The sequence below is a fragment of the Mycobacterium kansasii ATCC 12478 genome (genome assembly GCF_000157895.3).
Taxonomy (GTDB): Bacteria; Actinomycetota; Actinomycetes; order Mycobacteriales; family Mycobacteriaceae; genus Mycobacterium; species Mycobacterium kansasii.
In genome coordinates, this window is sequence record NC_022663.1 from 3605822 (window position 1) to 3627931 (window position 22110).

At 68.1% G+C, this 22110-nt stretch carries 16 protein-coding genes; 13 read left to right on the forward strand and 3 right to left on the reverse strand.

Annotation, left to right across the window (positions count from 1 at the left end):
- Positions 1–213 precede the first annotated feature (213 nt).
- The 10 genes from MKAN_RS15740 to MKAN_RS15795 all read left to right on the forward strand — a co-directional run bounded on the left by MKAN_RS15740 (position 214) and on the right by MKAN_RS15795 (position 15725).
- Positions 214–4428 (forward strand): SpoIIE family protein phosphatase, encoded by a 4215-nt coding sequence (locus MKAN_RS15740; protein ID WP_338043345.1) that lies wholly within the window; start codon positions 214–216, stop codon positions 4426–4428.
- Positions 4428–4745: an STAS domain-containing protein gene (locus MKAN_RS15745; RefSeq protein WP_023369689.1), complete on the forward strand. Its 318-nt coding sequence runs from the start codon at positions 4428–4430 to the stop codon at positions 4743–4745. The genes MKAN_RS15740 and MKAN_RS15745 overlap by 1 nt, the downstream gene beginning before the upstream one ends.
- Before the next feature lie 141 nt (positions 4746–4886).
- The gene (locus MKAN_RS15750; RefSeq protein ID WP_023369691.1) at positions 4887–5954 is read left to right on the forward strand and encodes a hypothetical protein; all 1068 of its coding nucleotides are present in this window, start codon (positions 4887–4889) and stop codon (positions 5952–5954) included.
- Entirely contained in the window at positions 5951–7525 is a 1575-nt protein-coding gene (locus MKAN_RS15755) for a hypothetical protein (protein WP_023369693.1), read from the forward strand. The genes MKAN_RS15750 and MKAN_RS15755 overlap by 4 nt, the downstream gene beginning before the upstream one ends.
- Positions 7526–7703: 178 nt before the next feature.
- Entirely contained in the window at positions 7704–9527 is a 1824-nt protein-coding gene (locus MKAN_RS15760; RefSeq protein WP_023369695.1) for a phosphoenolpyruvate carboxykinase (GTP), read from the forward strand.
- A gap of 595 nt (positions 9528–10122) precedes the next feature.
- Positions 10123–10407 carry a FeoA family protein gene (locus tag MKAN_RS15770; RefSeq protein ID WP_023369699.1) on the forward strand — a complete coding sequence of 95 codons (285 nt, stop codon included), beginning with the start codon at positions 10123–10125 and terminating at the stop codon, positions 10405–10407.
- Complete coding sequence (feoB, locus tag MKAN_RS15775; protein ID WP_023369701.1) at positions 10404–12317, forward strand: ferrous iron transporter B; 1914 nt, start codon at positions 10404–10406, stop codon at positions 12315–12317. The genes MKAN_RS15770 and feoB overlap by 4 nt, the downstream gene beginning before the upstream one ends.
- On the forward strand, positions 12314–12883 hold the full coding sequence (locus MKAN_RS15780) for a NifU family protein (protein ID WP_023369703.1): 570 nt from the start codon (positions 12314–12316) through the stop codon (positions 12881–12883). Before feoB ends, MKAN_RS15780 begins: the two co-directional genes overlap by 4 nt.
- Positions 12884–13238: 355 nt before the next feature.
- Positions 13239–14768: a fatty-acid--CoA ligase FadD4 gene (fadD4, locus tag MKAN_RS15790; protein WP_023369707.1), complete on the forward strand. Its 1530-nt coding sequence runs from the start codon at positions 13239–13241 to the stop codon at positions 14766–14768.
- 3 nt (positions 14769–14771) lie between these two features.
- A complete protein-coding gene (locus MKAN_RS15795; RefSeq protein WP_023369710.1) occupies positions 14772–15725 on the forward strand; it encodes an enoyl-CoA hydratase/isomerase family protein in 954 nt (317 codons plus the stop codon).
- A 38-nt stretch (positions 15726–15763) separates the two neighbouring features.
- Here MKAN_RS15795 and MKAN_RS15800 read toward each other — a convergent pair whose 3' ends face one another.
- Together MKAN_RS15800 and MKAN_RS15805 are read right to left on the reverse strand one after the other, a co-directional pair.
- On the reverse strand, positions 15764–16171 hold the full coding sequence (locus MKAN_RS15800; RefSeq protein ID WP_023369712.1) for a CD225/dispanin family protein: 408 nt from the start codon (positions 16169–16171) through the stop codon (positions 15764–15766).
- Positions 16172–16252: 81 nt separating this feature from the next.
- Positions 16253–17380, reverse strand: a complete 1128-nt coding sequence (locus tag MKAN_RS15805; RefSeq protein WP_371686005.1) for an acyl-CoA dehydrogenase family protein — start codon at positions 17378–17380, stop codon at positions 16253–16255.
- Between the two features lie 78 nt (positions 17381–17458).
- On the opposite strand from MKAN_RS15805, the gene MKAN_RS15810 reads away from it, so the two are divergent.
- From MKAN_RS15810 to MKAN_RS15820, 3 genes are read left to right on the forward strand one after another with little or no spacing between them, the layout of a single operon-like run.
- Positions 17459–18469, forward strand: coding sequence for a MaoC family dehydratase (locus MKAN_RS15810; protein WP_023369716.1), 1011 nt, complete (start codon positions 17459–17461; stop codon positions 18467–18469).
- A 29-nt stretch (positions 18470–18498) separates the two neighbouring features.
- Positions 18499–19656 (forward strand): CoA transferase, encoded by a 1158-nt coding sequence (locus tag MKAN_RS15815; protein ID WP_036395873.1) that lies wholly within the window; start codon positions 18499–18501, stop codon positions 19654–19656.
- Positions 19650–20972 (forward strand): amidohydrolase family protein, encoded by a 1323-nt coding sequence (locus tag MKAN_RS15820; RefSeq protein WP_023369720.1) that lies wholly within the window; start codon positions 19650–19652, stop codon positions 20970–20972. The genes MKAN_RS15815 and MKAN_RS15820 overlap by 7 nt, the downstream gene beginning before the upstream one ends.
- Before the next feature lie 54 nt (positions 20973–21026).
- Here the strand turns inward: MKAN_RS15820 and MKAN_RS15825 are convergent, their stop codons facing one another.
- Positions 21027–21926 (reverse strand): alpha/beta hydrolase, encoded by a 900-nt coding sequence (locus tag MKAN_RS15825; protein ID WP_023369722.1) that lies wholly within the window; start codon positions 21924–21926, stop codon positions 21027–21029.
- Between the last annotated feature and the right edge of the window lie 184 nt (positions 21927–22110).

Consider the following 22110-nt stretch of genomic DNA (forward strand, 5'->3'; position numbering starts at 1 on the left):
AAGAGGCCCGACAGCGGCCCGACAGCGGCCCGAAGAGGCCCGACAGCGGGCCCAAAACAGTGGTAATGGTTCTGCTCGGCCGAGAGGTACGGTGTGAATCTGCCAATGTTCTGATTCGCGCCCAACGGCGGCGGCAAACCTTCTTGTAGGGCCTGTCCGCCGGCGAGCGTGCGATGGCGGGCGGGTGGCGGACCTTCGCGAGAGGGATCGATGGTGGGCGCTGCAGATACCGAGCACGGGCCGGTGCTGCCGGCACCGGACGCGATCTTTGGCGCGGACGGCGAGGTGGGCCGCGACCTGGCGCGGGTGGACTGGGCGGCGACTCCCCTCGGACCGCCCGCCGGGTGGCCGCAGAGCCTGCAGACAGCCGTCAGCATCTTGCTGTCGTCACGGTTTTCCATGTGGATGGCGTGGGGACCGGAGCTGACGTTCTTCTGCAACTCCGCCTACCGCCGCGACACTCTGGGCCAGAAGTATCCGTGGGCGCTGGGCCGGCCCGCCCGCGAGGTGTGGGCCGAAATCTGGGACGACATCGGTCCGCGGATCCAGCGGGTGCTGTCGACCGGACAAGCGACCTGGGACGCCGCCCTGTTGCTGTTCCTGGAACGGTCGGGATACCGGGAAGAGACGTACCACACGTTCTCCTACAGCCCGCTGCGCGACGACTTCGGGCACGTCGTCGGCATGTTGTGCGTGGTCAGCGAGGACACCGACCGGGTGATCAACGAGCGCCGCATGGCTACCCTGCGCGATCTCGGATCCGATCCCAGCGTGGTGCGCACCGAACAGGAGATGCTGACGTTCGCCGCCGCCCAACTCGGCCATGACCCGCGGGACTTGCCGTTCACGTTGACCTACTTGTTCGACGAGGGATCGTTCGACGAGGGATCGTTCGACGAGGGATCGTTCGATGGGGGCGGGTCGGCGCGGTTGGCGGCGCTCAGCGGGATCGCTGTCGGGCATCCGGCTGCGCCCACGATGCTGGCGGCCGACCGCTCGGTGTGGCCGCTCGAGCAAGCAGCGCACGGGCAGTCGGTCCTCGTCGAGCTCGACGGCTTGTTCCGCCAGCTCCCGACCGGGGACTGGCCCGACCCGCCGGCCCAGGCGCTGGTGGTGCCGCTGCTGCAGCAAGGTGGTCCGCCGTACGGATTCCTGGTGGCCGCGCTGAACCGCTATCGCCGGCTCGACGAGGGCTACCGCGGGTTTGTCGAGTTGGTTGCCGGCCACCTGGCCGCCGGAATCGCCAGTGCGCGCAGCTATCAGGCGCAGCAGCAGCGGGCCGAGGAGCTTGCCGAGCTGGACCGGGCCAAGACGACGTTCTTCTCCAACATCAGTCACGAGTTCCGGACCCCCCTCACGCTGATCATCGGGCCGGTTGCGGAGCTGCGCCGCCGCACACCCGGACTCGACGAGCAGGCGCGACAGGAGCTGGAGGTTGTGCACCGCAACGGGTTGCGGCTGGCCAAGCTGGTCAACACCCTCCTGGACTTTTCCCGCATCGAGGCCGGCCGGATGCGCGCCCACTACGAGCCGGTCGACCTTGCCGCCGTCACCGCCGACCTGGCCAGCGTGTTCCGGTCGGCCGTGGAGCGGGCCGGACTCGAATTCATCGTCAACTGCGTGCGGCTGGACGAACCGGTCTACGTCGATCGCGACATGTGGGAGAAGGTTGTGCTCAACCTGCTGTCCAACGCGTTGAAGTTCACCTTCGAGGGGTCGATCGCCGTGCGCGTCGGAGGCGGTGACAGCGCCGCGGTGGTCACGGTCAGCGACACCGGCGTCGGGGTGCCGGCGGCGGAGATGCCCCGGTTGTTCGAGCGTTTCCACCGCGTCGAAACCGTGCAGGCCCGATCCAACGAGGGCAGCGGAATCGGTCTGGCCCTGGTCAAGGAGCTGGTCGGGCTGCTCGGCGGCAGCATCACCGTCGACAGCAGCCAGGCTGGGGGTACCACTTTCACCATCCGGCTGCCATATGGCACGGCACACCTGCCCGCCGGGGCGCTCGCCTCCCACGAGCCCGCGCGGGGCGCTTCGTCGGCCGAGGCCTACTTGCAGGAAGCGTTGCGGTGGCTGCCTGCTGACATCAACGCCGGGGCCGCTCTGCCGACCGGGGACCCCGTCGCTGAGTCGGATTCAGCCACGCGGGCCCGAGTGCTGGTTGCCGACGACAACGCCGACATGCGCGAATACCTCACCCGGCTGCTGCGCAGCGCGGACTACCGCGTCGAGGCCGTCAGCGACGGCCGGCAGGCGCTGGCCGTCATCCGCGCCGAGGTGCCCGACCTGGTGATCAGCGACGTGATGATGCCCCGGCTGGACGGTCTTGCGCTGGTCGCACAGCTGCGGGCGGATCCGCGCACGGCCGCGGTGCCGGTGCTGCTGTTGTCGGCGCGCGCCGGGCAAGAGGCGTCCGTGGAAGGGTTGGATGCGGGTGCCGACGACTACCTGGTCAAGCCGTTTGCCGCCACGGAGCTGCTGGCGCGGGTGCGCGCCAATGTCCAGATGACGCGACTGCGCAATCACCACGCCCGCTGGCGTAGCGCCCTGGTGGACTCGCTGCAAGAGGCCTTCTTCGTGTGCGACGAGCGCGGCACCGTCGTCGAGATCAACAGCGCGTTCACCGAGATCCTCGGCTACGGCCCCGAAGGCCTGCCCTACGTGCAGACCCACCCGTGGTGGCCCGACGCCGGCGACGACCCCGAAGCACACCGGCAGTTCGCCGACGCGTTCGCCCATTTCCTTACCCACTCCCACGGCAACTACACCGTTCCGGCGCGCCACCGGGACGGGCACCGAATCTGGATCAACGCCAACTTCAACCAGGTCGACGACCCCGACACCGGCCGACGCGTCATGGTCGGCACCTTCCGTGACGTCACCGCCGAGCACTACACCGTGCAGAGCCAGACCGCGTGGGCCGCCCTCAACCAGCAACTGGGGCAGGCCGACAGCCTCGATGCGGCAATACATGCCGCGGTCGAGGTGCTGCGCGAGCTGTGGCGGGCGCGCCGGATACTGGCCGTCACCGTTGCCGGCCACGGCGTCGAACCACAAGCCCGGGCAGCCGGCGAACCGGAAGTGGTGTCGGCGGGTGAGCCCGTAGGGTGGGCCGAGCTGCCAGCTGGTACCCGGGCGACGATCAGCGCGCTGAGCAACGCCGATCTGCTCCCCACCCAGGCAACGACCCCGGGGACGGCGGGCATCGCGCTGCAACACCCGCGAGGGGTGCTGGTGATCTGGATCGAGCTGGCCGAAAACCGGCCGTTCACGTCCGAAGACCAAACCTTGCTGACGGCGCTGGCCGGCCGCCTGGGGCAGGGTTTGCAGCGCGTCTACCAGCTCGACCAGCAACGCGAAACGGCCCTGGCGCTGCAACACGCGATCCTGGGTCCAGCCCACCTGCCCGGCGGATTCGCGGTCCGCTACCAGCCCGCCACCCGGCCGCTGCAAGTCGGCGGCGACTGGTACGACGTGGTCGACCTGGACGACGGGCGCCTCGCACTGGTCGTCGGGGACTGCGTCGGCCACGGATTGGCCGCCGCGACGGTGATGGGGCAATTGCGCAGTGCCTGCCGCGCGCTGCTGCTCGAGCACCTCAGCCCCGGCGTCGCACTGACCGGTCTGGACCGATTCGCCGCGCGCCTACCGGGCGCCCAGTGCACTACCGCGTTCTGCGCGGTGCTCAGCCCCGACACCGGTGAGCTGGTGTATTCCAGCGCCGGCCACCCACCACCCATCCTGGTTCATGCCGATGGCACCGCCCGGATTCTCGACGAGGCCGGCACCATCGCGCTCGGGGTGCGATCGGACTGGGCCCGCCCCGAAGCGCGGCTGACGATCCCGGCCCGCGCGACTTTGCTGCTCTACACCGACGGTCTGGTGGAGCGTCGCCGCCACCCGCTGGACCAGGGCATCGCCGAGGCCATCGAGCTGGTTCGGGACGGCGGCACCGTCACCCTGGAAGACTTGGCCACCCGCATCATGTCCGGGCTCAACCCCGGCGGCGGCTATCCGGACGACGTGGCCCTGCTGCTTTATCGTCAGCCCGGCCCGCTGGAGATCGACCTTCCCGCCCGGGCCAGTCAACTGGCCGCCACCCGCAGCGCGCTACGGGGTTGGCTGGCGCGCGCCATGGTCCGTCCCGGCCAGGCGCAGGACGTGCTGATCGCTGTCGGTGAAGCGCTCGCCAACGCCATCGAGCACGGACACCGCCGTAACCCCGAAGGCACCATAGGCCTGCGCGCGATCGCCCTGGCGGACCGACTGCAGCTGACCATCACCGACACCGGCTCGTGGAAACCTCCGCGGCCGCCGCGAGATTCCCACCGCGGTCGGGGCCTCGCCCTGATGCGGACTCTCATGGACGACGTCACCATCCAGGCCGGCACGCTCGGTACCACCGTCCATCTTCACGCGAGGATCTTCTGATGACCACACCGCTGACCCTGTCGACCGAACGCCGCAGCGACGGCACGCCGGTGCTGATAGCGGTCGGAGAAATCGACATGAGCAACGTCGACGCCTTTGCCAGCGCGCTCCGCGAGGCCGTGGGCGCCGGTGACACGCTCACCGTCGACCTCAGCGCGGTGGAGTACCTGGACAGCAAGGCCATCAACGCCCTTTACGTGCACGCCGATCAGCTGCGCCTGGTCGCGAGCTCGCGCATGATGCCGGTCCTGCGGATCAGCGGTCTGACCGAGTTGGTCAGCGTCGAGCTCGCGGCGCCGCCGCCCGCGACCACCTGAGCGTCGTCGGATTGGGCCGTTCTCGACAGCTGATGGTCTTTCGTAACCGAGTAGATGCATTCCCGGTTCGCGGGTGGCTGGCGGGGCGGGGGCGCAGCTGCCACCATTCGATATCGGTGTAATGCGACCGAGCAGGGGGCTATGACGGGGCGGGGGTATCGGCTTTTCCTCGATGAACTGACGCGTCTCGCTGGCCGCACCGGTGACCAGCGGGTGCCTCCGATCGCCGCGCGCGTCGCGGAACCGCCGCGGGTGGCGGTCCGCGGGCGCCCGGGGGCGGGTTGCCGCACGGTGGCGCACGCCCTGAATGGCGCGGGACTGACGGTGGTGTCGTCGGCCTTCTCGGCCAGCGTCGCCGACGTGCAGTTGTACGTCCTGGCCGAGGCGCTCAAACCCGAGGACCGCGACGCCATAGCCGCCGTCCGTGACGCTCGGCAGCCGCTGGTGATCGTGCTGAACAAGGCGGATCTGAGTGGCTTCGGCGGGGCCGGGCCGATGGCCGCGGCGCAGACCCGCTGCGCGCATTTTTCCGCGCTCGTCGGCCTGCCCGTGGTGCCGATGATCGGGCTGCTCGCCGCTGCGGCGTTCGATTTTCTCGATGAAACCTGCTGGCTCGCGCTGCGCGCGCTGGCCGCCCACCCAGAGGGCCTGACCTGCCTCGACGGATCCTTCGACGGCTTTCTGGCGGCGGAGCTCACGGTGTCGATGCCGATGCGGCTGCGGCTGCTGGAGGCCCTCGACCTCTTCGGCATCGCGCTTGGCGTCGCAGCGGTGCGCCGCGGCGCGGGGCCCGCGGAAGTGCGGGCCCTGCTGCACCGGGCCAGCGGTGTCGACGCCGTCGTCGCCCAGGCCATGGCCGCCCGCGGACCGGCGCGCTACCGCCGCATACTCGAAGCCGTCACGGCGCTCGAGGCGATGGCCGTGGCGGACGAGCGGATAGCGCGGTGCTTATCCGGCGACAACATGGTGCTCGCCCGGATGAGCGCCGCCCTGGACGCAGTGTCCGCGCTTCACCTGGAACCGGAAGACATCGCGACCGACGATATGGCCGCGCTGTTGCGGCGGGCGGTGCGATGGCAGTACCACCGTAGGTCCCGCGGTGGTACGGCCGCCCGCGTGGACGCCGCCTGCGGTGCCGACATCGTCAGAGGATCGCTTCGGCTCTGGTCGCGGGCGGGCGGGTCAGTCGAGTCAGGGGAACTCGGGTGATCGGCGCGGCCCGGGAAGACCCGGCCGCCCGGGTCGACGCACTGGTGGCGGCGATCGGCCCCAAGGTGGGTCCGCTGGTGATCCGCCGCCGCGACGTGGTCCTGGTGACCGGCCCTTGGCTGGCCGGCGTCAGCAGCGTGGTAGCCGCTCTGCGGCAACGGGCGCCGCGACACGAGTTCGTCGAACCGTCGGCGCTGGCGCCCGGCGACGCGCCGACCGCGGTGGTGTTCGTGGTCTCCGCGGCGGCCCCGCTGACCGAATCCGACTGCGCATTGCTGGATGCCGCCGCCGAGCACACCGACGTGGTGATCGGCGTGGCGTCCAAGGTCGACGTGCACCGCAGCTGGCGCGAGGTGCTGGCCACAGACCGGGCCACGCTGGCGGCGCATGCGCCTCGTTACGCTGACGTGCCGTGGGTGGGTGCGGCCGCCGCGCCGCAGCTGGGGCCGTCGCGGATGGACGACCTGGTCGCCGCGCTGCTCAGTCAGCTCGCCGATCCGGACATCGCCCGGCGCAACAGGCTGCGTGCCTGGGAATCGCGGCTGCAGACGCTCGCGCAGCGGTTCCGGCGCGACGCCGAGGGCACCGGCCGCAAGGCGCGGGTGGATGCCCTGCGTGCGGAACGCAGTGCGGCCCTGCGGCATCGGCGTCAGTCGAGAACAGACCACGCCATTGCGCTGCGCGGTCAGGTCCAGCAGGCCCGGGTCCAATTGTCCTACCTTGCCCGCAACCGTTGTTCATCGCTACGTGTCGAGCTGCAGGAGGACGTCGCGGTCCTGCCGCGGCGCAAGATCGCCGAGTTCGAAAATGACACCCGCAGCCGGGTCGCCCGGGCGCTCGCCGAGGTGAGCGAGGCCGTCCACCGGAGGCTCGCCGATGTGACGCATGCGCTGAGCGTGCCCGTCGAGCTTGCACCCGTCGACATGCCGCCCACGGTCGCCGTCTCGGCGCCACCGTTGAAGTCCCGGCGGTTGGAGAGCCGGCTCATGGTGGTGCTGGGCGCCGGCTTCGGCCTGGGTGTGGCAATGACGCTGAGCCGGTTGCTGGCCGGACTGGCGCCCCGGCTCAACCCCTGGCTGACGGGGGCCGGGATCGTCGGATGTGTGGCGCTCGGATTGGTGTTGACGCTGTGGGTGGTCCACACCCGCGCCTTGCTGAGCGACCGCGCCGTGCTGGATCGCTGGACGGGTGACGTGATCTCGGCGCTGCGGTCCGTATTGGACGAACTGGTCTCCGGCCGGGTGCTGGCCGCCGAGTCGCAGCTGAGTACCGCGTTGAGCGCACGCGACGAGGCCGAGCACGCCCGGGTGGCCCACCAGGTCAGCATGATCGACGCCGAACTACGCGAACACACCATCGCCGCGGCGCGAGCCGCCGCAGTGCGGGACCGGGAGCTGCCCGCCATCCAAGCCGCGCTCGACGCGGTGCGTAAAGAACTGGGCGAACCGGGTATACCCACGGTTGGCACCCGATCCCAGGGCGTCGGCACTGCTGCCAGCGCACCAGCGGCCCCAAAGGCAGCAACAACAGGAAATGGGAAGGATATTGATCCTTCTGAATCGGTCTTGTGAGGAGGCTTATACCCGCCCTGGCCTTCCGCGACAAGTGATGCACGATAACCTGTATTAATAAGCACCCGGGTCAACATTCGTGCTAGCAAACGCATCAACCGACCCCCTAGATGGATCCCGAAGCCGATACCAGCCGACAACTAGCCGCAGATACGCAGCAGAATCTCAGGAGAGTTCGATGACCTCAGCGACCGTTCCCGGTTTAGACACCGCGCCGACTAATCATCAGGGGTTGCTGTCTTGGGTGGAGGAGGTCGCCGAGCTCACTCAGCCTGACCGGGTTGTCTTCGCCGACGGCTCAGCGGAAGAGTTCCAGCGGCTCGCCGATCACTTGGTCGGGGCCGGCACGTTCACCCGGCTCAACCCCGAGAAGTACCCGAACTCCTTCCTGGCGCTGTCCGACCCGTCGGATGTGGCGCGGGTGGAGTCCCGCACCTTCATCTGCTCCGAGCGCGAGGTCGACGCCGGCCCCACCAACAACTGGATGGACCCGGACGAAATGCGGTCCATCATGAAAGACCTGTACCGCGGCTGCATGCGGGGGCGCACCATGTACGTGGTGCCGTTCTGCATGGGCCCGCTCGGTGCCGAGGATCCCAAGCTCGGCGTGGAGATCACCGACTCCGAATACGTCGTCGTATCGATGCGCACCATGACCCGCATGGGCAAGGCCGCCCTGGAGAAGATCGGCGACGACGGGTTCTTCGTCAAGGCGCTGCATTCCGTCGGCGCCCCGCTGGAGGAGGGCCAAAAGGACGTACCGTGGCCCTGCAACGACACCAAGTACATCACCCACTTCCCGGAGACCCGCGAGATCTGGAGCTACGGTTCGGGCTACGGTGGCAACGCGCTGCTCGGCAAGAAGTGCTACTCACTGCGGATCGCCTCGGCCATGGCCCGTGACGAGGGCTGGCTGGCCGAGCACATGCTGATCCTCAAGCTGATCTCACCGGAGAACAAGGCCTACTACTTCGCGGCGGCCTTCCCGTCGGCATGCGGCAAGACCAACCTGGCGATGCTGCAGCCGACCATCCCCGGCTGGCGCGCCGAGACACTCGGCGACGACATCGCCTGGATGCGGTTCGGCAAGGACGGCCGGCTGTACGCGGTCAATCCCGAGTTCGGCTTCTTCGGGGTGGCGCCCGGCACCAACTGGAAGTCCAACCCCAACGCCATGCGCACCATCGCCGCGGGCAACACGGTGTTCACCAACGTCGCACTGACCGATGACGCCGAGGTCTGGTGGGAAGGTCTGGAGGGCGAGCCCGACCACCTGATCGACTGGAAGGGCAACGACTGGTACATCCGCGAAACGGAAACCAAAGCAGCACACCCGAACTCCCGATACTGCACCCCGATGTCGCAGTGCCCCATCCTGGCGCCCGAATGGGACGACCCGCAGGGTGTGCCGATTTCCGGCATCCTGTTCGGCGGACGCCGCAAAACCACGGTTCCGCTGGTCACCGAGGCGCGTGACTGGCAACACGGGGTTTTCATCGGAGCGACTCTGGGAAGCGAGCAGACCGCCGCGGCCGAGGGCAAAGTCGGCAACGTGCGTCGCGACCCGATGGCCATGCTGCCGTTCCTCGGCTACAACGTCGGGGACTACTTCCAGCACTGGATCAACCTGGGCAAGAACGCCGACGAGTCCAAGCTGCCGAAGGTGTTCTTCGTCAACTGGTTCCGCCGCGGCCACGACGGGCACTTCCTGTGGCCCGGCTTCGGCGAGAACAGCCGGGTATTGAAGTGGATTGTGGAGCGCATCGAGCACCGGGCCGGCGGCCGAACCACCCCGATCGGCACCGTCCCCGCCGTTGAGGACTTGGACCTGGACGGGTTGGACGTCGATGTGGCCGATGTGGCCGAGGCGCTGAAGGTCGACCCCGAAGAATGGCGCGCGGAGCTGCCCCTTATCGAGGAGTGGCTGGAGTTCGTCGGTGAGAAGTTGCCCACCGGCGTCAAGGACGAGTTCGACGCGCTCAAGGAACGCCTGGCCGAGTAGGGGCCGACTAACCCTTCTGCCCGGGCGATCGCGCTGTGTCGCAAATGTCCAGCGTCGCACTCGATTCCCGGCGACCCACCGATCGCAACTTCATGCCGATCCGGCCGCGATAGTAAGACCAGGGCTGTCGGTGTTCGGGCTGAGTGCCCACCATTTGGTCGAGCAGGTCGGTGGCGTGCAGGGCCAGTAGGACGTGACGCTCGACACGCCCCAAGTCGCTGTATGCCCGGAACACGTCGTCGCGGCCAGGCCGGGGGGCCGTCGCCACGGACAGTAAATCAAGTGCCTGGAGAAGTGCGGCACGGACGTCCCCGCAGGCCCGGTGAATCTGGCGCTCGGCATTCGGCGTGGTTCCCCGATGAGCCCGCGCACCGCGGATGCATTCTGCAGCCTCCGATGCGCGGCCTGTGGACGCTGGCATTGGCACCCCCTCGTTGCAATTAAGGTTAGGCTATCTTAAACATCCATCCAGGGTCTCGGCACAAGGCAGCCAGTGGGTTTCCATGCGGCCCGGGGCCGACCACCGTTACCCGTGTGGTGGCGGTGTCCTGCCCGTGGGTATCAAAGTCGCTACATTGTTGCTTGGAGGACCAAAATGCCCAATCAAGCGCCGCGCCCGCGTCCGGTGCCGGGTTTTGCGATCGCGCTCACCGATCTGCGGCCGGGTGAGCGGGCAACCATCGTGGGCACCGCGCCGCGGGCACCTTCGGCGTTAGCGCGCCGGCTGCGACAGTTGGGATTTCGGTCAGCGTCCGTCGTCGAGGTGATCCGCCGGGCCCCGCTGGGTGATCCGACTATCTACCGGGTTCAAGACACCGAACTCTGCCTGCGCCGACGTGACGCGCAACTGATCGAAGTTGACCCGGGAAACGGCGCATGACGACGTGTCACCAGGAGAACGGCGCCGTGGTCTCGGTTGCCGGTGTGGCACGGGTGGCCCTGGTCGGCAGCCCCAACGCGGGCAAGACGACCGTGTTCAACCAGCTGACCGGACTACGCGCCAAGACCGGCAACTATCCGGGTGTCACAGTCGGGCGCAGCGTCGGCTTCGCCAAGTCCGGTGACGTCGAGATCGCCGTTGAGGATCTGCCCGGCACTTACAGTCTCGACCCGATCAGCCCGGACGAGCAGGTGGTAGCTGACGTGCTGGCCGGCGAGATGTCTGACACCGGCTGCCCCGACGCGATCGTCATCGTGGCCGATGCCACCACCCTGCACCGGTCCGTTGTCCTGGTGGCACAGGTGCTGCGGCTTGACCTGCCGTGTCTGCTGGCGCTGACGATGACCGACGAATTGAGCGCCCGCGGCGGCAGCATCGCCGTCGACGCCTTGTCGACGGCACTGGGCATCCCGGTCGTCGCGGTCGTTGCGAACCGCGGCGTGGGCGTCGACAGGGTACGCGATCAGCTGGCGTCCTTCGAGCGGTGGCAGCGTCCCCCGCTGCTGCCCCCGGTCGAGGATGACGCCGTCGACGCCTGGGGCACCTCGGTGCTCGACGCGGCCGGTTACGTTGCACCACAAGCCGATCGGCGCACGCGAGGGATCGACGCGGTGGTATTGCACCCACTGTGGGGCACCGCCGTCTTCTTTGCGGTGATGTTCTGTTTCTTTCAGGTCGTTTTCACCGTCGCCGCGCCACTGCAGGACCGGGTGGGCCGAGTGCTCGGCTGGCTTGGCGGACTGGTCGGTGAGCACATCGACAACTATGTGGTGCGCGGTCTGCTCGGCCAGGGGCTCATCGGCGGTGTCGGAACGGTGCTGCAGTTCATCCCGCAGATCGTTTTGCTGTTCCTGCTGATCGCGTTGTTGGAAAACGTCGGCTATATGGCACGGGCCGCGTTCCTGATGGACCGGGTGATGGCCGCGACTGGATTGGAAGGTCGCGCGTTTGTTGCGATGCTGTCGTCGTTCGCCTGCGCAATCCCGGGGATCATGGCCACGCGCACGCTGCCGTCATCTCGTGACCGGATCGCCACAATCATTACGGCCCCGTTGATGACGTGCTCGGCCAGGCTTCCGGTGTTCGCCTTGCTGGTCGGACTGCTGGTGTCGCCGCAGATCCACTGGTGGGGTCTGAGCGCTCAGGGTGTCGTGATGTTTCTGCTCTATCTGTGCGGCGGGACCGCGGCGCTGATCGCGGCCTCGGTGTTCAAGTCGACGATCCTGCGCAGCGATATCCTGCCGTTCACGATGGAGTTTCCCCCCTACCGCTTTCCGTCGCCCAGGAACCTGCTCATCGCGATGTGGGCTTCGGCGAAGTTGTTCTTGCGCAAGGCGGGAACCATCATCCTGGGCACGTCGGTGGTGCTGTGGGTGCTGCTCAACCTGCCGGCCCGGGCGGCGGAGACCGCGCACATGTCGCCGACGCAGGCCAGCGCGTATGTGATGGACCATAGCTACGCCGCCGACGTCGGGAAGGCGATGGGGCCGGTGTTCAAACCACTCGGTTTCGATTGGCACATCAATGTGGCCCTGTTGGGTTCCTTTTCGGCGCGCGAAATGTTCGTGTCGGCCGTCGGTCAGGTGTCGGCGGCTACCGACCCCGCCAATCCGCATGGAGCACTGGTCGCTCTCACGGACGACGACGGCCATAAGTTGTTCAGCGCGCCGACCGTCATCGCGCTGCTGGCGTATTTCATCTTCGCGTTGCAATGCATGTCTACCGTCGCGGTGATGCGCCGCGAAACGAACTCCTGGCGGTGGCCTGCGGTCGCATTCTCCTACATGTTCGGCCTCGCCTGGGTAGCGGCGTTTGCAGCCAGATCGATCGCGATTGGCCTGGGTGCATGATTCCCCTGCACGCCACTGCCACCGGCGATCCGCGACAGCTTCGATGGGTGGCCGCACCGGACCGGCTGCCACCCCTCGGCGTTGTCCGGCACGCACCGGGCCGGCTGGGCGCACTATTGAAGAGCGGACTGATCGCCGAGATCGCCGTGCGCGCCACCGATATCCTGATCACCGTCGGCGCAACCCGTAGCTGGCGCGAGTTGGGAGACGATATCCGCACGGCGCTCACCGACGCGCTGGTGGACCCGGCCGGTTGGCGGGTCGAGCAACCAACGAGCTCCGAGGCTCAGTTGACGACGCTCGCACAGGAACTACTCGCCGGTCCGATCGGGGAGCTTGCCGGTTCGCACGGCGGGTCGATTGAACTGGTTTCCGTTGTCGGTCTCAACGTGACTGTGCGGATGTCAGGAGCCTGCCGCGGATGCCTCGCCGCGAATTCCACGCTTCGCGACAGGCTGCAACGCGAGCTGCGGCGACGAGCGGGTATCGAGGTCACCGTTATCGCTGAAAACACCTCAGTGGCAGTGGTATTGGGTAAGAAGTTGCGCTCGCTAGCGGCCCGTTGAGCGCTGCCGCATCGGGCCGCGACGGTGGTCGTCGGCGTCGCTGTGCGCGAGTTGGTTGCGGCAGTTCGCGAGGTCGCTTCGGGCATTCAGCGTGACGTCCAGATCGTGGTACGGTTGGCCGCCGAAGACGCTGGCCTTTCCCGCGGCATTGCTCAGCGACGACGTTCGACCGTAGCGTCGAAACGACGATGAGATAACCAGCACCGCAAGGCCATTCAGTTTACCCGGGAACTTCGGCCGGATCGCTGGAGCCGGTTAGTCGACATCGATGATCGCTGGATGGCGCTCAGGCGGCCGGCACCGGGGGACCGCGCCCCATTGCTCCAGTAACCGGGATGCGACGTACAGTCGGCTCATGCAGATCCGCCAGCACCTGCGCGATGAGACAAGCGCCAACAAACCGGCAGTCATCCTGCATCCGTCCGGGACCGTCGTCACCTTCGCAGAGCTGGAAGCCCGAGCCAATCGACTGGCGCACCGATTCCGTGAGGCGGGGCTGCGGGAAGGCGACGTCGTCGCCATTCTGATGGAAAACAACGAGCACATCCACGCGGTCATGTGGGCGGCACGCCGCAGCGGCTTGTACTACGTGCCGATCAACACCCACCTGGCCCCGGCAGAGGCGGCCTACATCGTCGACAACAGTAGCGCCAGGGCGATTGTCGGCTCCGCGGCGCTGCGCGAGACCTGCGCGGGTCTGGCCGGCCACCTTCCCGGAGGCCTGCCGGAGCTGCTGATGGTCGCCGACGGCGACCTGGCGGGCTGGGGGCGATACCCGGAATGCGTTGCCGGCCAACCCGGGACACCGATCGATGACGAACTGGAAGGCGACCTGCTGCAGTACTCCTCGGGAACCACCGGCCGGCCCAAGGGAATCAAACGCGAATTACCGCATGTCCCGCCGGATCAGGCGCCCGGGATGATGTCGGCGCTCATTGATTATTGGATGGACCGCGATTCGGTGTACCTGAGCCCGGCGCCGCTCTACCATACCGCACCGTCGGTGTGGTCGATGAGCGCCCAGGCCGGCGGCATCACCACCGTGGTGATGGAGAAGTTCGATCCCGAGTCGGCGCTCGACGCCATTCAGCGCTACCGGGTGACACACGGCCAGTTCGTCCCGGCGATGTTCACCCGGATGCTGAAACTACCTGATCGGGTGCGTAATTCGTACGACATATCCAGCCTGAAGCGGGTGATGCACGCCGCGGCACCGTGTCCGGTCGAGATCAAGAAGCAGATGATGGACTGGTGGGGACCGATCGTCGACGAGTACTACGCGTCCTCCGAAGCCATCGGGTCCACGCTGATCACCGCCGAGGATTGGCTGGCGCACCCCGGTTCGGTCGGCAAGCCGATGCAGGGCGCGGTGCATATCCTGGACCCCGACGGCAACGAGCTGCCGCCAGGCCAGCCGGGTGAGATCTTTTTCGAGGGCGGCTACTCCTTCGAATACCTCAACGATCCGTCGAAAACCGCTGCGTCGCGCGATAAGCACGGGTGGGTGACGGTTGGCGACATAGGCTATCTCGACGACGAGGGCTACCTGTATCTGACCGACCGGCGCCACCACATGATCATCTCCGGCGGCGTCAACATCTACCCGCAGGAAACCGAAAACGTGTTGGTCACCCACCCGAAGGTGCTCGACGCAGCGGTTTTCGGTGTTCCCGACGAGGAGATGGGACAGCGGGTGATGGCGGCGGTGCAGACCGTCGACCCGGCGGACGCCACCGAGGAATTCGCTGCTGAACTGCTGGCGTGGTTGCGGAATCGCCTGTCGCACTTCAAATGTCCCAAGGCCATCGCTTTCGAGGTGCAGTTGCCGCGCACCGACACCGGCAAGCTCTACAAGGACGGGCTGATCGAGAAGTATTCGGCCTGACCGATGCTGCGTGTAGTTGACCTGTCGAAACCCGCGGATGAGCGGGACGCCGGTGTGCCCTCGCCGCCGGGCGTGATCGTCGCTCAGGGCTCGCCTCCGGATGAATTCTGGCTGGAAACAGCGACTTTCACGCTGACTGACGAGCCATGTGGCGATCGCCGGGTGGTCACCGTGGCGTCGGTGCCCGAGGCGTTGGCCGACGTGACGCGGCGCTGCCGACGCTGGCCGCAGGCCAGCGCCATGTGCGACGACGTGCTACGGGCCCTGGATCCCGCCGGTGCGACGCTGGCCGGCGTGCTGACCGAATCCCTGGCCTACTCGACCCTGCAGGCCGGACCCGAGTTCGCGCGCTGGCTCGACGATCGCGGCCCGGCCGCCGTTCCGGGCACAGCCGACGCGGTGCTCGTGGAGCGCGACGAGGACACCCTGCGTATCCGGTTCAACCGGCCGCACCGACACAATGCTTTTTCCACCGATGTGCGCGCCGCGCTACTGGAGGCGTTGAGCGTCGCGCAGCTGGACCCGTCGGTCACCGGAATCGTGTTGAGTGGCAACGGCCCATCGTTTTGCAGCGGTGGAGACCTTGCCGAGTTCGGCACCTTTGCCGATCCGGTCAGCGCGCACTTTGCCCGCACCCGGCACAGTCCGGCGCTGGTGCTCGACGAACTCAGAGCCAGGCTTGGCCGTGAGTGCCGGGCCGAGGTGCACGGGCGGGTGCTGGGCAGCGGGTTGGAGATGGCGGCGTTCTGCGGATGGGTTGTGGCCCGGCCGGATTCGGTGTTCGGGCTGCCCGAACTGAGCCTCGGACTGATCCCCGGCGCCGGTGGCACCGTCAGCATCACCCGACGGATCGGACGCTGGCGCACGGCATATCTGGTGCTCTCCGGCCGAACTATCGACGCCGAGACCGCACTGGCCTGGGGGCTGGTGGACGCTATCTCGGCGGCCGCCGGCTAGGGGCAGACCTGCTGGCGCGCAACGTTGGAACGCTTCGATCAGTAGCCGGAATACGTGGTGATAGTGGAGGGCATGTTGCGATCGACCGACACGGCCACCACAATCAGGATTACGTAAATAACCCCGACGATCACACCAATGACCGCCCCGGCGATCGCACTGATGATGGCCCACTTCTTGGCGTTGGCGGACGCGGCCTGCGCCTCGGCATAGCGGCCTTGGGCCCACAGCCCGGAGACCTTGGTGGAGTACACGATCGACACGATCCCGAACGGGAGGCAGCACAAGATCGTGGCCAGAATGGCCCAGACGAGGTAGTTGTCCGGCTCTGGTGCGTAGCCGGGTTGCGCGGCCGGCCAACCCGGTTGCGGCTGTTGACCCTGCCAGCCCGGCTGCTGGCCCTGCCACTCCGGGGAACCTCCATACGGCCCTGGCGGATAACTCATGGCTGCCCTCCTTTGGTGCCTACCCTTGGGTTCCCTGGGCGAAGTCAGGCAAATATACAGCACCGGCCGCCGACATATCGGCTAGATACCGCCCCGGGCCACCAGTTGTCCGGCGATCACATTGCGCTGGATCTCGTTGGTGCCTTCACCGACGATCATCAGGGGCGCATCGCGGAAATAGCGTTCGACGTCGTATTCCGTTGAGTAGCCGTAGCCGCCGTGGATGCGCACCGCGTTCAACGCGATCTCCATCGCCACCTCGGAGGCGAACAGCTTGGCCATCCCTGCCTCCATGTCGCAACGCTGGCCGCTGTCGTAGCGCTCGGCGGCATAGCGGGTCAGTTGGCGTGCGGCGGTGAGTTTGGTTGCCATGTCGGCCAGATAGTTGCCGACGGCCTGATGCTTCCAAATCGGCTGACCGAAGCTCTCCCGCTGCTGGGCATAGGCGAGCGCGTCTTCCAGTGCCGCGGTTGCCACCCCCAGGGCACGGGCCGCCACTTGGATGCGGCCTGTTTCGAGGCCCTTCATCATCTGCGAAAAGCCTTCCCCCATGCGACTACCCAAGACTGCCGACACCGGCACCCGGTAGTCGTCGAAGGACAACTCGCAGGACTCGACGCCCTTGTAGCCCAGCTTGGGCAGGTCTCGCGACACCGTCAGGCCCGGTCCGGGCTGGACCAGCACGATCGAGATTCCCTTATGGCGTGGTCGGGCAGCGGGATCGGTCTTGCACAGCAACGCGATCAGCCCGGAGCGGCGCGCGTTGGTGATCCAGGTCTTGGCGCCGTTGATCCGTAAGCCGCCGGCTTCGGATACCAGCGCGGTGGTCGACATGCTCTGCAGGTCGGAGCCGCCGCCGGGTTCGGTGAGTGCCATCGTGGCCCGCAGTTCGCCGGTGGCCATCGCCGGCAGATACGCCGTCTTCTGTTCTTCGGTGCCGAACAGCGTCAGCAGCTTGGCCACCACGGTGTGCCCGCCCATCGCCCCCGCCAGGCTCATCCAGCCGCGCGCCAGCTCCTGGGTGACCTGTACATAGCACGGCATCGACACCGGCGACCCGCCGTACTCTTCGGAGACGGCCAGGCCGAAGATACCGATCCGCTTCATCTGCTCGATCCACGCCTCGGGGTAGGCGTTGGCATGCTCCACCTCGCGGACGCTCGGTTTCACGTCACGGTCGATGAAGGCCCGCACGGTGTCGACCAGCATCGCTTCTTCATGATTCAGCTCATTGCTCACCCGTGTCATATTGACCCTCGCTTCGACCGGCTGCCAGCATGTGGCGTTGTGACATACGCGGACACCCGCCAGGGCGGGCCCTATTTCGACGACCTCTCGGTAGGCCAGACATTCGACTGGGCACCGGCGATGACGCTGTCGCCGGGGCTGGCCGCGGCCCATCAGGCGATCGTGGGTGACCGGCTGCGGCTGGCCCTGGACGCCGCGCTGTGCGCAGCGGTGATCGGCGCGCCCGCACCGCTGGCGCACCCGGGCCTGGTCTGCGACGTGGCGATCGGGCAGTCGACCCTGGTGACTCAGCGGGTCAAAGCCAACCTGTTCTACCGAGGCCTGACGTTTCACCGATTCCCGGTGATCGGCGACACCGTCTACACCCGCACCGAAGTGGTCGGGCTGCGCGCCAACACGGCCAAACCGGGCCGTGCCCCGACCGGGCTGGCGGCGCTGCGGATGACGACCGTCGACCAGGCCGATCGGTTGGTGCTCGACTTCTACCGGTGCGCCATGCTGCCCGCCGGCCCGGATTGGCGGCCCGACCGACCCGAGGCCCCCGGCGACGACTTGTCCACCGTCGGCGCCGACGTGACGGGACCGGCCGTCAACCCCGTCGCCCACTGGGACGCCACGGCCTTCCGAGAACGGGTGCCCGGCCCACACTTCGACGCCGGTATTGCGGGTTCGGTTCTGCACAGCACCGCTGACCTGGTCAGCAGCGCCCCCGAGTTGGCCCGGCTCACCCTGAATATTGCGGCGACACACCATGATTCGCGGGTCGGTGGGCAGCGTCTGGTCTACGGCGGGCACACCATCGGACTGGCGTTCGCCCAAGCCTGCCGATTGCTGCCGAACCTGGTGACGGTGTTGGGCTGGGAACACTGCGACCACAGCGGGCCGGTCCGCGAGGGCGACACCCTCTACAGCGAGCTGCACGTTGAATCCGCCCACCCCACCGGGAACGGCGGCGTGCTGGGGTTGCGGTCGCTGGTCTACGCCGTCGGCGACGCCGCCGGGCCGGACCGGCAGGTGCTGGACTGGCGGTTCACCGCGCTGCAGTTCTGAGCGGCCGCGCGAGCATTACGCTCGGCTGGGTGAGCTGCACCCTGGCCAGGTGGGGGAGGAGCGGGCTGGCCTGCTTGACCGGTCTGCCCGGCGGGCCGCCCGATTTCTCCCGCGCCAACGCGTTGCGCCGCGCCGAGACGATCGTCGCCGATGCGGCCACGCTGCTGACCGGACGGGCCGGGTTGCTGGGACTGACGCGCCGGGGCCGGGTGTCGGCCGGCGGAGCCACCCGGTTGCTCGCGGCCGCCGACGGCTGGCTTGCGATCACGTTGTCGCGCCCCGACGACGTCGCCGCCGTTCCCGCGCTGCTGCAGGCAGATCGGCTGCCCGAAGACCCCTGGCCTGCCATCCGGCGGTGGGCCGCGACGTCGTGCGTGTCCACGATCATCGAGCGGACCCGGCTCCTCGACATCCCCGCCGCGGCATTGGGTGAGGCAACGGCTGCACCGCCGCGGATTCGTCGCCTCGGGCCGCGCGGAGCGGTGCGCGGACCGGCCGGCCTGCTCGTCGCCGACCTGTCGTCGATGTGGGCCGGTCCGCTCTGCGGGCACCTCTTGGCCCGCGCGGGGGCGACCGTTGTGAAAATCGAAAGCCCGCGCCGCCCCGACGGCACCCGAGCCGGCAACCCCTCCTTCTTCGACTGGATCAACGGTGAAAAGCTCTCGTACTGCGTCGATTTCGAAGAACGGGCCGACGAGCTGCGGCAGCTGTTGACCGTCGCGGACATCGTGATCGAGGGTTCGCGGCCTGCTGCGTTGGCGCGACGTCGGCTCGGGCCCGACCACATCGCTCCGCGGCCTGGGCGAATCTGGTTGCGCGTCACCGGCTATGGCGAACAGTCCGGACGGCCGGCGTTCGGTGACGATGCCGCGGTGGCCGGTGGACTCGTCGGATCGGCTGCCGACGGGCCGGTGTTCTGCGGCGACGCCATCGCCGACCCGCTGGCCGGCATCGAGGCAAGCCAAGCGATCAGCGGATCGCTGGGGCGCGGTGGCGGCGAACTCATCGACGTATCCCTGGCAGCAGTTGCCGCCAGCTACGCCGCACTACCACTGACGGCATCGGCATCGACATACCCGGCGCCGCCACCGTCGCCGCCGCCGCCGTCCGGTGCCGCCGCCGAACTCGGCGCAGACAATGACGCCGTGCGCCGCCTCGTCGGTCAAAGACGCGCGTTGCCATGCTGATTCGGCGGGCCACCTTGCTCGACGGGACGAGAGCCGACATCCGGGTGGGCGCCTTGATCGACGAGGTCGCCGACGGTCTGGTCGCAGCGCCGGGTGAACGGGTTCTCGACGCCGCCGGCGGGACAGTGCTGCCCGGCCTGCATGACCACCATATGCACCTGCGCTCGGCGGCCGCGGCTCTAGAATCGCTATTCGTCGGACCACCCGCCGTTCTCACCAAAGAGCTTCTAGCGCAGTCGCTTTCGAAGGCCAGGCCGAGCTCTGACGGGTGGATCCGCGCGATCGGCTATCACGAATCCGTCGCCGGGCGGTTGGACCGAGACGTACTCGATGCGCTGGTGCCCGATATTCCGCTGCGCATCCAGCATCGCAGTGGCGCCCTGTGGATCCTCAACTCCGCGGCACTGGGCAGCGTCGGCCTGGCCGGCCACCCCGATGGTCGGCTGCCCAGCGCCGATTCCGGTTGGTCGGACGGGTTGCCACGGCGCGAAGCCGACCTTGTGCGATTGAGCGACCGGCTCACCTCGATGGGCGTGACCGGAGTCACCGACGCCACCCCGGATCTCGGTGCCGGCGACATGGAGTCATTGCTGACGGCGCATCGCCGCGGCGAATTCCGGCCCCGAGTTCGGTTTTTGGCGCCGGGCAAGAAGATCCTGCATGACGAGCGGCTGGATCTGGACGCCCTCACGGCCTGGATCGCCGGCTGCCACCACGCCGGCCGCCCGGTGGCCGTGCACTGCGTGACCACGGCTCAGCTGGTGGTGACCATCGCGGCGTTGCGCGCCGCCGGCGGCCATCCGCTCGATCGGATCGAGCACGCCGCCGTGGTGCCCGACGACAACGTGGCCGACCTGTGCGATCTCGGGGTGACTGTGGTGACTCAACCGAATTTCGTTGCCGAGCGCGGTGATCAGTACCTCGCCGAGGTCGCGGCCGTCGAACATCATCTGCTCTGGCGAGTCGCGTCGTTGATGGACGCACAAGTGCCGGTGGCATTGTCGACCGATATGCCGTTCGGTCACGGCGACCCGTGGGCGGCCATGCGCGCCGCGGTGCATCGCGCCACATCCGGCGGGGCGGTGCTCAATCCCGGTGAATGTGTCACGGCGCGAACGGCTTTGACGATGTTTCTGGGTCACTCGGATGAGCCCGGGCGGGCGCGCACGGTTGCGGCGGGGCAACCTGGGGACCTGTGCGTGCTGTCGCAGCCGCCCGCGACGGTGTTGGCTCAGCTGGACGCCGGCCTGGTGGCCGCAACCATCGTCGGCGGCGAGATCGCCTATACCAGCGGCCCGGATTGCCCGCGAGCGTAACGCCACGGCGAAAATCCGGCCGGAATTTCGCCGTGGCGCTACGCTCGGCGAGGATCAACCCGCCGGCGTCACCGCCGCCCGCAGCACATCGCACTGCGTCGCGAAGAATCGCTGTGACACTTGGGCCTTCGGTGCTACCAGGTCGAAGCCGTGGAACGCGCCCGGCACCAGTTCGACCCGGCAGGGCACCCCGGCGGCTTGCAGCCGTCGGGCATAGTCGAGATCCTCGTCGTGAAACAGGTCATGGGTGCCGACGCCGATCCACGCCGGCGCCAGGCCGTGCAGGTCCGCACGTCTGCCCGGGACGGCCACTCGGGGGTCCGCATCGCCGAGATACGCCGCCCAGCCAAACCGATTAGCGTGGCTATCCCACAACCGATAGCGCGGGTTGGCGGCGGCCGCGGAACTGCGGTCATCGAGCATCGGGTAGGTCAGCAGCTGAAATGCCGGCACGATTTCGGCGCGGTCGCGTGCCAGCAGGGCCAGCGCCGCGGCAAGACCGCCGCCCGCGCTGGCGCCGCCGATGGCGATCCGGCCCGGGTCCACCGCGGGCAGCGCGGCCAGCCAACGCAGCGCCGAGTAGCAGTCTTCCAGCGGCGCGGGGTAGGGGTGCTCGGGTGCCAGCCGGTATTCCACCGAGGCGACGGTGATGCCCAGCGTCCGGGCGAACTGGCGGCATAGCCGGTCATCCTGGGCGGCCTTGCCCAGCACATATCCGCCACCGTGAATCCACAGCAGGGCCGGTGTCGGCTCGGTAACGCCGGTGCCCCGGTAGAGCCGTACGCCGGCACCCGAGCCCAGCGTGATCACCTCGACATCGCCGGGCGTCCCGCGGCTGGTCAGGGCGATCAGCGCCCGGATGACCGGCAATGTCCGGGGACCGACCAGTCGTCGTGGTGCGAAGCGGGCGGTTCGGCGCAGATCCGGATGGACGACGTCAACGTTGGCGCGCATCCACCCAGTATGTGGCCGGACGCGGGCGCACGATGTGGCGGCGGAGTTGTGCCACCGCCGCCGGCATCGGGCACAAGGGACCCGCCGCGGGGTCTGGCCCGAGCTGCCGAGTTACTGTGCCGCGGAGGGTGTCCGGTGGCCGAGTTCGATGCGCGCGCCGTTGGTATCCGTGCACGCCGGCTTC

What these genes read in the sequence shown, in the direction of transcription:
- MKAN_RS15770 (WP_023369699.1), top strand. Translation starts at nt 10,123, where the DNA reads ATGCCCAATCAAGCGCCGCGCCCGCGTCCGGTGCCGGGTTTTGCGATC.
- MKAN_RS15805 (WP_371686005.1), bottom strand. Translation starts at nt 17,380, where the DNA reads ATGCTGGTCGACACCGTGCGGGCCTTCATCGACCGTGACGTGAAACCG.
- MKAN_RS15750 (WP_023369691.1), top strand. Translation starts at nt 4,887, where the DNA reads ATGACGGGGCGGGGGTATCGGCTTTTCCTCGATGAACTGACGCGTCTC.
- MKAN_RS15825 (WP_023369722.1), bottom strand. Translation starts at nt 21,926, where the DNA reads ATGCGCGCCAACGTTGACGTCGTCCATCCGGATCTGCGCCGAACCGCC.
- MKAN_RS15800 (WP_023369712.1), bottom strand. Translation starts at nt 16,171, where the DNA reads ATGAGTTATCCGCCAGGGCCGTATGGAGGTTCCCCGGAGTGGCAGGGC.
- MKAN_RS15820 (WP_023369720.1), top strand. Translation starts at nt 19,650, where the DNA reads ATGCTGATTCGGCGGGCCACCTTGCTCGACGGGACGAGAGCCGACATC.
- MKAN_RS15780 (WP_023369703.1), top strand. Translation starts at nt 12,314, where the DNA reads ATGATTCCCCTGCACGCCACTGCCACCGGCGATCCGCGACAGCTTCGA.
- MKAN_RS15745 (WP_023369689.1), top strand. Translation starts at nt 4,428, where the DNA reads ATGACCACACCGCTGACCCTGTCGACCGAACGCCGCAGCGACGGCACG.
- MKAN_RS15795 (WP_023369710.1), top strand. Translation starts at nt 14,772, where the DNA reads ATGCTGCGTGTAGTTGACCTGTCGAAACCCGCGGATGAGCGGGACGCC.
- feoB (WP_023369701.1), top strand. Translation starts at nt 10,404, where the DNA reads ATGACGACGTGTCACCAGGAGAACGGCGCCGTGGTCTCGGTTGCCGGT.
- MKAN_RS15760 (WP_023369695.1), top strand. Translation starts at nt 7,704, where the DNA reads ATGACCTCAGCGACCGTTCCCGGTTTAGACACCGCGCCGACTAATCAT.
- fadD4 (WP_023369707.1), top strand. Translation starts at nt 13,239, where the DNA reads ATGCAGATCCGCCAGCACCTGCGCGATGAGACAAGCGCCAACAAACCG.